Genomic DNA, 13,627 nt, shown 5'->3' with positions numbered 1-13,627 from the left:
TCAGCGCCGGGTGAAGGCCACGAAACGGGACCAGGCCGCCGCCGGCACCGTCACCACGGGGCCGTCGGCCACCTTGCTGTCCCGGACCGGCACAGCGCCGGGAACGCCATCCCGTACCTCCAGGCAGGCCCCGCCCTGGTTCCCGGAGTAGGAGGACTTCCGCCAACTCGGCTCAGTCGTCGTCATGAGGCAGTTCCTTCGCGATCTTCCTGATGAGGCGGGTGGACATGGTGGGGCTCAGCGCCTCGGCCCGCAGCCGCTCGAAGGCCGTCCGGCAGAACCGTACCTGGTCGTCGCTGGTGGACAGTTGGCCGCCCAACGCGGTGTCCGTGTACACCACGCTGCGCTGCCTGGGCAGTTGCAGATGGATGAACGGCTCGGTCGCCGGCGGCGCCCCCGCGGTGAGGGCGAGGACCTGCACGGTGACCCGCGGCCTGCTCGCCGCTTCGAGCAGGTGCTCCAACTGCGCCCGCATCGCCCGCGCTCCGCCGATGTGCGGCAGCAGCACCGACTCGTGGATGATCGCCCAGAAGGGGGGCGGATCATCCCCGGTGAGCACCCCGCGCCGGGAGACGCGGTTCTCCACCCGCTTCTCGATCCAGTCCTCGGTGGCCTCGGGGTGCCCGGCTCGGAACAACGCGCGCGCATACTCCTCAGTCTGGAGCAGCCCAGGGAGCGTCCACAACGAATAATCGAGCACCTCCTCCGCCTCCCGCTCCATCTTGGCGAAGGGCGCGAACCAGCTGGGGTGCCCGCGTTCCACCAGCCGCGCCCGGAGCCGTTCGAAGAGCCCGCTGGTCCCCAGCACCAGATCGCACTTGCGGGCGAAGTCCTCCGAGGGGATGAGCGCCCCATGTTCAACCTTGCTGATATAGCTCTGACTGAAGCCCGTCCCCACCGCGAACTGGCGCTGGGAGAGGCCGGCGCGCTCCCGCGCGCCCCTGACTTCGACCCCCAGGTACTCAAGATCGTTCAAGACCCGGGGACTCTCGGTAGCGTGCAACGCTCCTGCCCACCCTTCTTCCCCCCGCCGGTCCCGGCTCGCACCGGGCCGGCGATTCTTTTCCCGGCATCATGCCGAGAGCCCGGCCGTCGTGTCCGCTGTTCGGGCACCGAACCCCCGAAGGAGTGAGCGGGGCCCGAAGAGATGACCCCACCGGACGCCCCGGCGGCGCCGGGGGCCGGCGAGGCGGCGAAGCCGCCCGGCGGAACCCGTCGGACGGCTGCCCGCGTCCCAGCGGTATGAGACAGCGACCGCCGCTCCTGGCCGGGCTGTTGGCGCTGGCCGCGACGGCCGCGCTGGCCGGCTGCCAGGCCGACTCCACCGCGGCCACCGACGACCCCGCCGGGCGCCAGGCCCCCACCGAGGAGGCCACCGAGGCCCCGCCGGACGGCGGGGCCGCCCCCGAGCAGCTGACGAAGTCCCGTTGGCTGCCCGAGCGGGTCACGGTCGACGGCACCGCGTTCCCCCGGCCGCCGGGCCTGACCCTGGTCCACCTGGACCTGCCCGACGTCGAGGAGTTCCGCGCCGAGCGCGGCTGCCGGTACGGCTCCGACGTGACGGCCGACGGCGCCACCCTGCGGGTGGCCGAGGTGGTCAGGACGGAGGCGGGCTGCCCCGAGGACGACGGCACCTTCGCGGAGCACTTCCTCGGCGTCTTCCGGGGCGAGCTGGCCTACGCGCTGCACGACGCGGACGGCCCCGGCCAGAACGAGCCCGCCACCCTCACCCTCACCGACCCGGCGGGCGACACCGTCACCCTCACCGAGAACCTGCCCATCCCGGTGCCCACCACCTAGGGTCCGGCCCACGCACGACGCCCCGGCCGGGGCATCCCGGCCGGGGCGTCGGAGCACCGCGGCCCGCGCGGGGGCGGGCCGCCTGGGCGTCAGTGGGTCGGCGCCGGCACCGCCTCGTCGGCGTCCCGCTCCGGCTCGCCGCCGTCGGCGTCCGGCACGACGGCCGGGGCCGGCGGACGGCGCACCAGGAACGACAGCCCCGCCGCGACCAGCGCCAGGACCGCGCCGATCAGGAACGCGTCGTGGATGCCGGCCGCCTGGGCCGCGATCGGCTCCATGCCGCCCTCCACCTCCCGGGTCGCGCTGCGGGTCATCACCGTGATGAACAGCGCGGTGCCGGCGGCGCCCGCCAGCTGCTGGAGGGTGTTGAGGATGGCGCTGCCGTGCGCGTACAGCTCCGCCGGGAGCGAGCCGAGCGACGAGGTCATCAGCGGCGTCATCAGCAGGCCGAGGCCGATGCTCAGCACCACGTGCACCAGGATCGCCAGGCCGACCCCGCTGTCGGTGTCCAGCAGCTGCATCAGGGCCAGCGCGCCGGCGACCGTGAACGCGCCGGGCACCACCAGCGGGCGCGGGCCCAGCCGGTCGTAGAGCCGGCCGGACAGCGGCGCGACCAGGCCCATCACCAGACCGCCCGGCAGCAGCACCAGACCGGTCTCCAGCGTCGTCAGGTCCCGCACGTTCTGCAGGAAGATCGGCAGCAGGATCAGCGTGCCGAAGAGCGCGCCCATGGACACCAGCAGCATCGTCAGGCCGACGCTGAACGAGCGGGTGCGGAACGGGCGGAGGTCGAGCAGCGGCTCGTGCTCCGCGCTGCGCTGGAGGTGCAGCTGCCGGAAGGTGAAGCCGGCCAGCGCCAGGGCGCCCACCGCGATCGGCAGCGCGGGCGGCAGGTGGGTGTCGCCCTCGGCCGCCTCCCCGATGCTGCTCAGCCCGTAGACCAGGCCGCCGAAGGCGACCGCCGAGAGCACGATCGACACCAGGTCGAAGCGCACCTTGACCGGGGTGGTGACGTTGGTGATCTTCGCGGAGCCGACCAGCAGCGCGATGACCGCGACCGGCAGCACGAACAGGAAGATCCAGCGCCAGCTCAGCTCGGACAGGATCAGCCCGGAGAACGTCGGGCCGATGGCCGGCGCGACGGCGATCACGATGGAGATCAGGCCCATGGTGCTGCCCCGCCGGGTGGCGGGCACGAAGGTCAGCACCGTCGTGATCAGCAGCGGCAGCATCACCGCGGTGCCCGCGGCCTGCACTACGCGGCCGACCAGCAGCACCGGGAAGCCGGGCGCCGCGGCGCACAGCGCGGTGCCGGCGGTGAACAGCGTCATCGCCGTCATGAAGACGGCGCGGGTGGAGAACCGCTTGAGGATCAGGCCGGTGGTGGGGATCACCACGGCCATGGTCAGCATGAAGGCGGTGGTCAGCCACTGTCCGGTGGCCGCGGAGATCTCCAGGTCCTCCATCAGCCGCGGCAGCGCCACGCCCATGACGGTCTCGTTGAGGATCATCACGAAGGCGGCGGCCAGCAGCACGCCTATGACCAGCACCACCGAGCGGGGTATCGACTCCCCGGCCGGATCGGGTGCGCCGGCTTCGGGATCGGACGGCTTCGAGAGTTCCATGAGGGTCCTTGGGGCGAGGGTCCTTGGGCGAACGGGGACGGAGTGGACGGGCGCGGAGCCGGTGACGGCCGGGCGGCTCGGGTCGGTGGCCGGGCCAGCGGATCAGCGGCCGGGCAAGAGGAACCCCCGGGAAACAGCACAGAGCACCCCCACCCGGGACAGCTTACGCCCTTCCTGACAGTGGCTGTCAAACACGTCTGCTGCTATCGTCCCGGAGCATGGAGCCGGGAACGGGACTGCGGGCCATCACACGAAACGCCGTGCGCGTCCAGATCGCCCGCACCGCCGAGGATCTGTTCCTCTCCCGGGGGTACGAGGAGACCACGATCGACCAGATCGCCAGCGCGGTCGGCATCTCCCAACGGAGCGTGTTCCGCTACTTCCCGTCCAAGGAGGACATCCTCCTCGACCACTACGACAGTCTCGGCCAGCAGCTGCTGGAGCGGCTCACCGCCCGCCCCGACACCGAGAACGACTGGACCGCGCTGCGCCGCGCCTTCGACCTCGCGATCGACCAGTTCGCCGAGCCCGGGCGCCGCGCCCACGGCACCGCCATCCAGCGCCTCCTCGACCGCTCGCCGCACCTGCTGGCCGCCTACCTGCGGCGGGTGGACGGCGTCCAGCAGCAGATGACCGCCCGCCTCGCCGAGCGGGCCGAACGCCAGGGCCGCACCGTCGACCCGGTGGTGTTGCGCGCCACGGTCGGCGCGGCCTTCGCCTGCCTGCAGGCGGCGGTCTTCCAGGCCTGCGGGGACGAGCCGGCGGCGCAGCACGTCCTGCTGGACCGGGTGATGAACGCCGTCCACGTCACCGTGCCGGCCCCCGCCCGCCGCGGCTGACGCCGGAGCTGGCGCCGGACGGGCTGGACGCGGCGGGCCCGGGCCCGCATGCTGACGGGTCCGGCCGGACACCCCGGCCGGCCAGGGGCGGAAGGCGGGGGCGGCGATGCGGGACGAGGAGATCATCCGGGCGTTCGACGGGCGGGACCAGGTCTCGGTCACCGTCACCTTCCGGCCGGAACGGGTGGTCGCCATCGCGCACGAGTTCGGCTACACCCTGACCGACTACTCGGTGCCGCTGCGCCCCACCCGCTTCACCGCCCGCTTCACCCGCGACGACAGCGAGCCGGCCCGGCACCGCGCCACCTGGGCGGCCCACCACCACCGCACCACCGGCACCTGGTGGGCCGCCTGCTGGCCCACCCCTCCCCCGCCGCACGGCATCTCCCCGGACGACGCGGCCCGCCACCGCATCGCGGTGCACCTGGAGCGGCACACCCCCTGGCGGCACCCGCTGCGCGGCCTGCTGGCGCTGACCGCGCTCACCGCGATCGGCACCTCGGCACTGTCCCGGGTCGCCCCGCCGCTGGCCGTGCTGTTCCTCACCCTGGCCGTCGGCGGCACCGTCTGGGGCGTGCTGTGGGCCCGCGAGAAGTCCCGCGCCGCGCTCCCCGACCACCTGGCCCGCCTGGCCCACTTCGAGGCCCAACGCGCTCCCCGCCCGACGACCGACCCGACGCCGTAGCCAGGCGGCGGGGCCGGGCGGCGGGGCGAGCCGCCGCCCATGGCACCGCGCGCACGAGGAAGGACCCCCTGCCGGGCGGCAGGGGGTCCGGCGGTCAGCTCACCGGGGCTTCAGGTCCATGCGGTAGAGGATCTCCATGAAACTCGTACTCAGACCGCGGAGCAGACATACGATCGCCTGAAAGCCGACGCTCTCGGTCCGCGGAATACCGTGCGGCGCCTTGCCATGATTGCCGAGGAATACCGAAGTGAAGACGAATGAGAACCCGTGGCGCAAGAGCAGCTACAGCAGCGGCAACGGAGGTGAGTGCCTCGAAGTGCGCGATGACGCCCCCGGGACAGTCCCCGTCCGCGACAGCAAGGTCGAGGACGGCCCCATCCTGAACTTGCCGGCCGCGGCATGGTCCACATTCCTGACCCTGGTGAAGCGCTGACCTGAACGGGCCGCGGTCGGACCGCGGCCCACCGCCCCGCTACCGGGCCCCTCCGGTCAGCACGCGCGAACGAGTCCTGGCCGCCGGACGGGCCCGAGCGGTCACGGTCGCCTCGTCTCGTACCTGGTCAGGATCACCCCGCAGGGGAACGTCCGCGACTCCACCAGTTCCAGGTTCACCCAGCTGTCCAGCGCGGTGAAGAACGGCGTGCCGCCGCCCACCAGGACCGGCGCGGTGGCCAGCACGTACTCGTCGATCAGCCCGGCCCGCATGGCCGCCCCGGCGAGCGTCGCGCCGCCGATATCCATCGGGCCGCCGTCCTCGGCCTTGAGCCGGGTGATCTCGGCGACCGCGTCGCCGGTGACCAGGCGGGTGTTCCAGTCGACCTGGTCGATCGTCGAGGAGAACACCACCTTCGACATGTCCCGCCAGCGACGCGCGAACTCGACATCCGCCGGGGTGGCGTCGGGCCGCTGGTCGGCGGTCGGCCAGTGGGAGCTCATCGTCCGCCACAGCTTGCGCCCGTAGAGCGACAGTTCGGTCGCCCGCAACCGGTCCGACCAGAACTGGAACAGCTCGTCGCTCGGTACGCTCCAGCCGAGGTCGTCGCCGGGCGCGGCGATGTAGCCGTCCAGTGACACGTTCATGCCGTAGATCAGTTTCCGCATGACGCCATCCTTCCGTGAGCCGGTCTCACGCCCGCAGACCGGCGCGGCGCCGGAAACACATCGTTCCGCCGAGGAAACGGCATCGACCATGAGGCACGGGAGACCGACGGGTCGGCGGGCGGCGGGCGCCGGAGATCGCTCAACTCTGGGGCGTGGCGGGGGACTTCGCTACACTGCGTAGGTCCATCACCACGTCGGGGGCTCAATTGACCGGGAGCACGCCGTCGGAGGGCGTCAGGTTTCCCTTCCTCCAGGATCGGGTCCCGTTCCTGGCCTGTCTGGAGGACCAGCAGCGGGCGGAGTTGCTCGGGCTGGGCCCGTGCGTCACCTACAAGCCGCGTACGGAGATCATCCGGCAGCACGAGCCGTCCTCCCATGTGCAGCTCATCGTGCGGGGCCGGTTGATGGTGACGACCGGCTCCCCCAACGGCTATGTGGCGCTGCTGGCGCTGCGGCGCCCAGGTGACGTGGTCGGGGAGTCCGCCGCGCTGACCGGGCAGGCGCGTTCGGCGACGGTGACCACGCTGGAGGCGGCCGAGTGCGTGCTGGTCACCCGGGAGGCGTTCCTGGAGTTCCTGGCCCGCCACCCCAGCGCCCACCAGAAGCTCAGCGCCCTGCTGGTACACCGCATCCGGGCCGGTGACCGCCGCGCCCTGGAGCTGGCCTCGATGACGGTCAGGGAGCGGCTCGCGGTGCTGCTCCTCGACCTGGCCAGGTCGCACAGCGAACCGACCGAGCGGGGCCTGCTGTTGACGGTGCCGTTGAGCCAGCAGGAGATGGCCGGCTCGATCGGCGCCTCGCGGGAGGCGATCGTACGGCTGCTGGCCGAGCTGCGCGGCACCGGCGTGCTGGTGACGGCGCGCCGCAAGGTGTGGCTGAGGCGCCCCGAGGTGCTGCGCCGCATCGTGGGCGGCGACGCCCGCGGCTGAGCGTCCCGGTGCGGCGGGCGGGCCGCGCCGTTCTGCGTCATCGGTCACACTCCGTCTGGGTCCGATGCCCTAGTGGCGAAACCGAACCATCGAGCACGCTGCTCTTCCCAGGTCGAGAGGCACCCCAGGCACGGGGTACGGGGAGAGAGGACCGGTCATGGCGGACCCGGTGCACCAGAACATCCTGCTGGTGGACATCGAGGGGGCGGGCGGCGGCGACGATGTCGTGCGGCGCGTCCGGCGGCACCACATGTACGAGACGATCAGCTACGTGCTGGAGGCGGCCGAGGTGGGCGCCGGCGAGCACCGCAAGGAGGATCGCGGCGACGGCGTGCTGGTGCTGGTGAGCGCCGCCGTCTCCAAGGTGGCCCTGTTACGCGCGGTGCTCGCCGAGGTGCCGGCCCGGCTGCGGGCCTACAACCGGACCGCGGCCGACAGCGCGCAGGTGCGGCTGCGGGTGGTGCTGGCGGCGGGCGAGGTCGCCCTCGACGAGCTGCCCGGGGTGCTCGGCGGCGCCCTGGGCTGGGACCTGGACCAGGCGTTCCGGCTGTTGGACGGCGACCCGCTGCGGGCCGAGCTGCGCGCCCGGCGCGGCCGGGGTGGCGCCTGGGACGCGCTGGTGTGCGTCTCCGACGCGGTGTACCGGGGGGTGGTACGGCACGACCACCGCGGCATCGCCAGCGCGGACTTCCACCCGGTGACGGTGCCCGGGAAGGAGGGGCCGGTGCGCGGCTGGGTGTTCGGCGAGCCGGCGGCCGGGGCGCCGGCGCCGGACGCGGGAGCGGCCGAGCCGCCGCCCACCCCGGGGGCGGAACCGGCGGCAGGACCGGCGGCCGATCGGGCAGCCGAGCCGGCGGCCGAGGGGACGCCGAGCCGGACCACCGACGAGGACCGGGGCGGGGAACGGGGCGAAGCGCCGGCCGTCAGCCAGTCGTTCGGCGGCGCGCGGGTCGCCGGCGACCTGTACGGCGTCGCCGGCGGGCAGGTCACCGGGGACGTGGTCCTGGGCGACAAGATCGTCGGCGGCGCGCCGCGGGACGGTGACCGGCGATGACGGCCGGGGATGGCCAGCCGGCGGGCCGGCCGGACGGCCCGGCCGAGCAGCGCGCCGACCGGGCGCGGGAGGCACGGGCCACGCCGGGCGAGGAGGCGGCCGGCCAGCCGGCGGACGCCGCCCCCGCACCGGCCTGGGCCGCGGCGCGCGAGCTGCGGAACTACGCGCCCGGCACGTTCGGCGGCGGCTTCGTGGCCGGGGACGCGCTCGGCGTCTCCGGCGGTCGGGTCACCGGCGACGTGGTGCTGGGCGACAAGATCTACCTGGGCGCCGACGCCGGGGAACGGCTCCAGGGCTCGGGCGAGGTGCCGCCCGCCGACCTGGCGGACCTGGCCGGCGGCTACCACGAGTCGGCGGCGTTCCGGCGGGCCCTGGCCGAGCTGCGCCGGGAGCGGGTGGTCGTGCTCCGCGGCGAGCACGGCTCGGGGCGCCGGGCCGCCGCGCTGATGCTGCTGCGCCGCGTGGGGGCCGGGCGGGTACGGCAGCTGGCCCCGGACGCGGGGCCGGTCGCTCTGGTCAACGAGTCGGCGGCGGCGGACGGTTACCTGCTCTGCGACCTGCCGACCACCCGCAGCAACCCGTTGGCCCAGCACCACCTGTTGCGCTGTCGGGAGCGCCTGCGGCGGCTGGACGCGCACCTGGTGGTCACCGTGGAGAACTCGGCGGTGCTGCGCGAGGTGGCCGCGGTGCCCTGGCCGCGCCCGGACGCCCGGGCGCTGCTCGTGGCCCGGCTGCGCCCCCTGCTCGCGGCGAAGGACGGCGCGGCGCCGGACGGTGCGAACGGCGCCGGTGGGACAGCCGGTGAGGGCGGGGTGGACCGGGCCGCGGGTGAGGCGGCCGTGACCCGGCTGCTGGAACTGCCGCAGACCCGGGCCTTCCTCGCCGTCGCGACCCGGCCGGCCGGCCAACTGGCCGCCTTCGCGGCGGAGTTGGCGCGCCACCACCGGGGCGAGGTCGCCCTCGACGAGCTGGCCGGCTTCGGCCAGGAGGCGCTGCGCGACCAGGTCGGCGGCTGGTTGGCCGAGCCGGGCGAGCAACTGCCGCTGCGGGACAAGGCGTTCCTGCTGGCGCTCGCCCTGGGCGACCGGGGCCCCTACAGCACCGCGGCCCGGCTGGGGGACCGGCTCTACCGCCAGATGAACGTCGTCGAGAGCCCGGAGGAGGACCCGGGGCTCAGCATCTTCGGCACCTCCCTGGCCCGCCGGCTGGAGTTGGCGCACGCCACCCGCTACGAGGAGAACGAGCAGACCCGTTGGGGCCCGGTGCCGCAGACCATGGTCCGCTTCCAGGACCCGCGCACGCCCGCCCTGCTGCTGCGTGAGGCATGGACCGGGCACCCGGCGGCGCGCGTGCCGCTCGCCCGCTGGCTGACCGAACTGGGCCGGGACGCGGACCCGTTCGTGCGCACCAGGGCCGCGGCCGTGGTGGCGACGCTGGCCCAGGAGGACTTCGCCTCGGTCATGCACGAGCTGGTGCTCGGCTGGGCCGCGCACCGCGACTCCCGGCTCCGCGTGCTGGCGGCCAACGCCCTGGCGCTGACCGCCCACGAGGGCACCCGGCCGGTGGGCCGGGTGCTGCGCGACCTCGGCCTCGACGCCGACCAGCGGCGCCGTTGGACGGCCGTCCGCGGCTACGCGCTGGCCGGCGCGGTGGACCCCGGGGAGGCGCTGGACAGTCTGGAGGAGCTGGCCCTGCTGGTGCCGCTGGACACCACCCCGGCGTATGTGTCCGAGGCGACGGCCGCCGCCGGCGACGCCGCGGACGGGCCGGGCCCGGACGGCGACGACGCCGGCGCGGGCCCGGGGAGTGACCGGCCGCGGGCCACCAGCGACGGGGACGGCGCGTTCCGCACCGTGCGCCACCCGGAGCTGGACCACCTCGCGGAGGCGGTCGGCGTGCTGCTGCTGTGGGTGCCGGGCCCCGTGGTGCCGCGGCGGCTGGCGCACTGGGCGGAACGGGACTCCGACGTGCTCCGGGTGGTCGCCTGGCTGGCGCTGCTCAACACGGCGCGGCTCCGGGAGGAGCCGGAGAACGACCCGGCGAGCTGGCCCGAGCTGCTGCGGCGGTACGCGGACGAACCGACCGACGGGCCGGTCCGCGTCGAGCTGGCCACGCTGTGGCGGTGCGTGCTGCGGCAGCGGCGCGCCACCGAGCTGGCCCAACTCCGACTACGGGAATGGGTGTTGCTCGCCGAGCTGGTGCCCGACCTGGAGCCGACGCTCGGCGAGCTGCTCACCCGGCTGGCGGCCGGGGCGGCGGACCACGACCGGCTCAGCTACCTGCTGCGCACCATGCCGGGCGAGGACGGCGGTCCCCCACCGCCGGTGGCGGCCCGGCTGCTCGGCCGGCTGGCCGGCGCCGCCGCGGCCCGCGACTGACCGGCACCGGCCCCCCCGTTCCAGGACAGACACCCCCGCCCCGGGGACGGACCACCGCCCCAGGACAGACACCGGCAAGGAGACGAGAAACCATGGCGGGATACCGCTATTCACCACAGTGGGACCAGAACGCGCGGCGCGACACGGACATCGTCGACCCCGTCCTGGTGGTGCGGCCGCTCTCGCGGTTCGAGTTCGCCGTCCGGCGCCCCATCAGCCAGATCGACCACGCGCTGGTCTTCACCACCAACGAGGGTGGCTTCGCGGTCTACATCCCGCCGCAGCGCCCGCCCCGGAGCGAGCTCTCCTCGGGGCGCTGGGTGTCGGTCCACGAGGTGGACATGGGCCTCCACCACTTCCAGCGCACCTTCCAACTTCCCTCCGACAACGATGCGTTCGCGTTCACCGCCGAGGTGGACGTGGCCTGGCGGGTGATGGCCCCGGACCGGGTCGTCGCCAGCCAGGTGCGGGACGTGCCGGCGCACGTGCTGCCCCGGCTGGAACAGCGGATGCGGCTGGTGGCCCGCCGGTTCGCGATCGAGGACAGCGCGGGGGCGGACGCGGCGCTCCGCGCGGACCTGGCCGCCGGCCAACTCGCCGGCGAACTGGGCCTCCACGTCACCCCCACGGTCCGGCTCAGCCTCGACCAGGCCGCCCGGGACCAGCAGACGGCGCTGCGCGACATCAGCTACCAGACGCAACGCATCGCCCCGCAGGCCGAGTTGGAGCGGCACCAGCACGAGCTGGAGCAGCTGCGGCAGGCCCAGCGGCACCAGCTGGAGCAGGCCGAACAGGCCCACCAGCAGCGGATGCTCACGGAGAAGGCGAACTACTACGCCTGGTACCTGGAGCACCGGGGCGTGGCCGCGTGGGCCCTGGAGATCGCGCAGCGGCCCCAGGACCTGCCGCAGATCAGGGAGTTGCACAGCCAGGAGCAACTCAACCAGGTGCTACGTCAGTTGGATGTGCTCGACCGGCTGGCCGCGGGGGACCACTTCGAGAACTACCAGTTGGAGCGGCCGGTCCAGGAGACGCTGCGCGCCGTCCGGGACATGTTCGCGCGGGCGACCCCCGGCGCCGAGGCGCCGCCGCTGTCCGCTGGTCCCGGCGCACCGGCGGGCGAGGCCATCGAGTCGGCGGCGCCCGCCGCGCCGCCCGCCCCCGGCACGCCGGCGGCCGATCCGGGGCGGTCGGGGCGGTGACCCCGGACTTCCCCACCCGGCTGGCGGAGGAACTCCTCCGGGAGACCAGGGTGGAGATAGCCCGGGCGGACAGCAAGGCGGCGCTGCTGGTGACCGCGCTCGGCCTGGGCGCCGGCCTGTTCGGCGGCAGCCTGGCCAACGCCGACTGGTCGCCGTCCGCCCTGCCGGCCGTCGGCCAACTGACCTGGTGGGCCGGCGCGTTGGCGCTGGCCCTGGCGCTGACCGCGTTCCTGCTCGCGGTGGCGCCCCGGTTCGGTCCCGGCCACTGGGCGCCGGGCGAGCCGCTGACGTACTTCAAGGACATCCACGAGGCGGCCGGACGCGGGGAGTTGGCCGAGGCGCTGGCCGCCACGGAGGCGGCACCACGGGCCCGGCTGCTGCGCGCGCTGGAGTTCAACAGCCGCATCGCGTCGGTCAAGCTGCGCTGGGTCCGCGACGGGCTCGTCTCGGCGACGACCGGCATGGTGCTCATCTCGGCGGCCCTCCTCACGGGATGAGACCGCCCCCGAACGGGACGGCACGAGCGAGCAAGGGCGACCGGAAGACAGAGGAGCGAGCAGAGTCATGGAACGACCGCGACACCACGACGGAGGCCCGCACGACGCCCCGACGGGCCGGGGCGGGGCGACGAACGGCCCGCCGGCCTACCCCGGCGGTCCGCCACCCGCCCACCCGGGCGGACCACCACCCGCCCACCCCACCGACCAGGCACCGCCACCGCCCGCCTACCCCGACCAGACCCCACCGCCACCACCACCCGCCTACCCGACGCAGCAGACCCCGCCGGTTCCGCCCGCGGCACCACCGCCGGCCTACCCCGACCAGACCCCACCGCCACCACCACCCGCCTACCCGACGCAGCAGACCCCGCCGGTTCCGCCCGCGGCACCACCGCCGGCCTACCCGGCGGCGTTACCGGTGCCCGCGTCCCCGGCACCGCCGGCGGTGCCGGCGCCGGCACCGCCCGGGTCCCCGCCACCGCCCCCGCCGGCCGCGCCCATCGACCACAGTCGCGACCTGGTGGTGCACGACGGACGCCACTACATCGCCAGCCGGCAGCGTGGGGCCGACGCCACCGCCGTCACCCAACTCCTCATGATCGCCCCGTACTTCGTGTGCAGCCTGGCGATCGTCGGGGCGGTGGCCGCGGTCCTCCTGGGGGAGCTGGCCGGCCTGCTGGTCACCGTGGGCTGGGTGGTCTCCGGTGGCCTGGTCTTCCACCGCCCGACGGAGCGGCTGCTGGCCCGCCGGTTCATGGGGCTGCGCCCACCCAGCCAGGACGAGTTCGCCTACCTGGCGCCGATCTGGACGGAGGTGTGCCGGCGCGCCGAGGTCGACCACACCGCCTACGAGCTGTGGCTTGAGGAGAGCGACGAGCTGAACGCGATGGCCGCGGCCGGCCACATCGTGGGCGTGACCACCCGCTCGCTGACCAGGCTGCCGCCGGGCCAGCTGGCCGGCGTGCTGGCACACGAGTTGGGGCACCACGTCGGCGGTCACTCCTGGACGGCGCTGCTGGGCTACTGGTACGGCCTGCCGGCCCGGGTGGTCTGGCGGGTGATCAGCGTGCTGGCCCTGGTGGTCCTCTACGTCACCGCGAAGACCCGCTGCCTCGGCGGCGTGCTGCTGCTCCTCGTCGCCGCGGTGGCCGCGGTCGCCGCCGTGGTGGCGATGCCGTGGATCGCGGTACCGATCCTGGTCAGCCCCTACGTGGTGGCGGCCAGCGGCCGGGCCGGTGAGCTGCGGGCCGACCAGAAGGCGGCGGAGCTGGGCTTCGCGCCCACGCTCTACGAGGTGCTGCGGCTGAGTCACGAGGAGGAACTGGCCGAGCGGCGGCGGCTCGACCCCACCGGGAAGTCCCGGCCCACCCAGTCGGCGCTCAGCACCCACCCGAGCCTGCCGAAGCGGCTGGAGCTGCTCGCCCCCCACCTGGGCCCGACCCCGCCCTGAGCCGCGCGGCGGCCGGCGGCCGGCCCGCGCGGGCCGGCCGCCCCCGCCCCGCGTCGCCCGCCGG

The 13,627-nt window shown here is 74.6% G+C and carries 14 protein-coding genes; 10 read left to right on the top strand and 4 right to left on the bottom strand.

From position 1 onward, the window contains the following. Nucleotides 1-186 (bottom strand): DUF397 domain-containing protein, encoded by a 186-nt coding sequence (locus tag RM844_RS15570; RefSeq protein ID WP_311667790.1) that lies wholly within the window; start codon nucleotides 184-186, stop codon nucleotides 1-3. Continuing rightward, nucleotides 173-976: a helix-turn-helix domain-containing protein gene (locus RM844_RS15565; RefSeq protein ID WP_311667789.1), complete on the bottom strand. Its 804-nt coding sequence runs from the start codon at nucleotides 974-976 to the stop codon at nucleotides 173-175. Before RM844_RS15565 ends, RM844_RS15570 begins: the two co-directional genes overlap by 14 nt. A gap of 266 nt (nucleotides 977-1,242) precedes the next feature. Between RM844_RS15565 and RM844_RS15560 the strand changes: the two genes are divergently transcribed. Beyond that, a complete protein-coding gene (locus RM844_RS15560; protein ID WP_311667788.1) occupies nucleotides 1,243-1,800 on the top strand; it encodes an META domain-containing protein in 558 nt (185 codons plus the stop codon). Between the two features lie 89 nt (nucleotides 1,801-1,889). On the opposite strand, the gene RM844_RS15555 is transcribed toward RM844_RS15560, so the two are convergent. Beyond that, on the bottom strand, nucleotides 1,890-3,425 hold the full coding sequence (locus tag RM844_RS15555) for an MDR family MFS transporter (RefSeq protein ID WP_311667787.1): 1,536 nt from the start codon (nucleotides 3,423-3,425) through the stop codon (nucleotides 1,890-1,892). 218 nt (nucleotides 3,426-3,643) lie between these two features. On the opposite strand from RM844_RS15555, the gene RM844_RS15550 reads away from it, so the two are divergent. From RM844_RS15550 to RM844_RS15540, 3 genes are all read left to right on the top strand, one after another. Beyond that, the gene (locus RM844_RS15550; RefSeq protein WP_311667786.1) at nucleotides 3,644-4,264 is read left to right on the top strand and encodes a TetR/AcrR family transcriptional regulator; all 621 of its coding nucleotides are present in this window, start codon (nucleotides 3,644-3,646) and stop codon (nucleotides 4,262-4,264) included. A gap of 106 nt (nucleotides 4,265-4,370) precedes the next feature. Further along, on the top strand, nucleotides 4,371-4,949 hold the full coding sequence (locus RM844_RS15545) for a hypothetical protein (RefSeq protein WP_311667785.1): 579 nt from the start codon (nucleotides 4,371-4,373) through the stop codon (nucleotides 4,947-4,949). 247 nt (nucleotides 4,950-5,196) lie between these two features. Continuing rightward, on the top strand, nucleotides 5,197-5,382 hold the full coding sequence (locus RM844_RS15540; protein WP_311667784.1) for a DUF397 domain-containing protein: 186 nt from the start codon (nucleotides 5,197-5,199) through the stop codon (nucleotides 5,380-5,382). A 101-nt stretch (nucleotides 5,383-5,483) separates the two neighbouring features. Here RM844_RS15540 and RM844_RS15535 read toward each other — a convergent pair whose 3' ends face one another. Continuing rightward, a complete protein-coding gene (locus RM844_RS15535) occupies nucleotides 5,484-6,050 on the bottom strand; it encodes a dihydrofolate reductase family protein (RefSeq protein ID WP_311667783.1) in 567 nt (188 codons plus the stop codon). 206 nt (nucleotides 6,051-6,256) lie between these two features. On the opposite strand from RM844_RS15535, the gene RM844_RS15530 reads away from it, so the two are divergent. From RM844_RS15530 to RM844_RS15505, 6 genes are all read left to right on the top strand, one after another. Beyond that, on the top strand, nucleotides 6,257-6,979 hold the full coding sequence (locus tag RM844_RS15530; protein ID WP_311667782.1) for a Crp/Fnr family transcriptional regulator: 723 nt from the start codon (nucleotides 6,257-6,259) through the stop codon (nucleotides 6,977-6,979). Between the two features lie 157 nt (nucleotides 6,980-7,136). Then, entirely contained in the window at nucleotides 7,137-8,033 is an 897-nt protein-coding gene (locus RM844_RS15525) for a hypothetical protein (RefSeq protein ID WP_311667781.1), read from the top strand. Further along, nucleotides 8,030-10,411 (top strand): hypothetical protein, encoded by a 2,382-nt coding sequence (locus RM844_RS15520; RefSeq protein ID WP_311667780.1) that lies wholly within the window; start codon nucleotides 8,030-8,032, stop codon nucleotides 10,409-10,411. The genes RM844_RS15525 and RM844_RS15520 overlap by 4 nt, the downstream gene beginning before the upstream one ends. Before the next feature lie 92 nt (nucleotides 10,412-10,503). Then, nucleotides 10,504-11,613 (top strand): PE-PGRS family protein, encoded by a 1,110-nt coding sequence (locus RM844_RS15515; protein ID WP_311667779.1) that lies wholly within the window; start codon nucleotides 10,504-10,506, stop codon nucleotides 11,611-11,613. Beyond that, nucleotides 11,610-12,110 (top strand): Pycsar system effector family protein, encoded by a 501-nt coding sequence (locus RM844_RS15510; protein ID WP_311667778.1) that lies wholly within the window; start codon nucleotides 11,610-11,612, stop codon nucleotides 12,108-12,110. Before RM844_RS15515 ends, RM844_RS15510 begins: the two co-directional genes overlap by 4 nt. Nucleotides 12,111-12,636: 526 nt before the next feature. Then, on the top strand, nucleotides 12,637-13,563 hold the full coding sequence (locus RM844_RS15505; protein WP_311667776.1) for a M48 family metalloprotease: 927 nt from the start codon (nucleotides 12,637-12,639) through the stop codon (nucleotides 13,561-13,563). Nucleotides 13,564-13,627 lie beyond the last annotated feature (64 nt).

This window comes from Streptomyces chisholmiae, assembly GCF_031845445.1.
Lineage (GTDB): Bacteria > Actinomycetota > Actinomycetes > Streptomycetales > Streptomycetaceae > Streptomyces > Streptomyces chisholmiae.
This window is presented reverse-complemented; position numbering and strand designations above follow the sequence as displayed.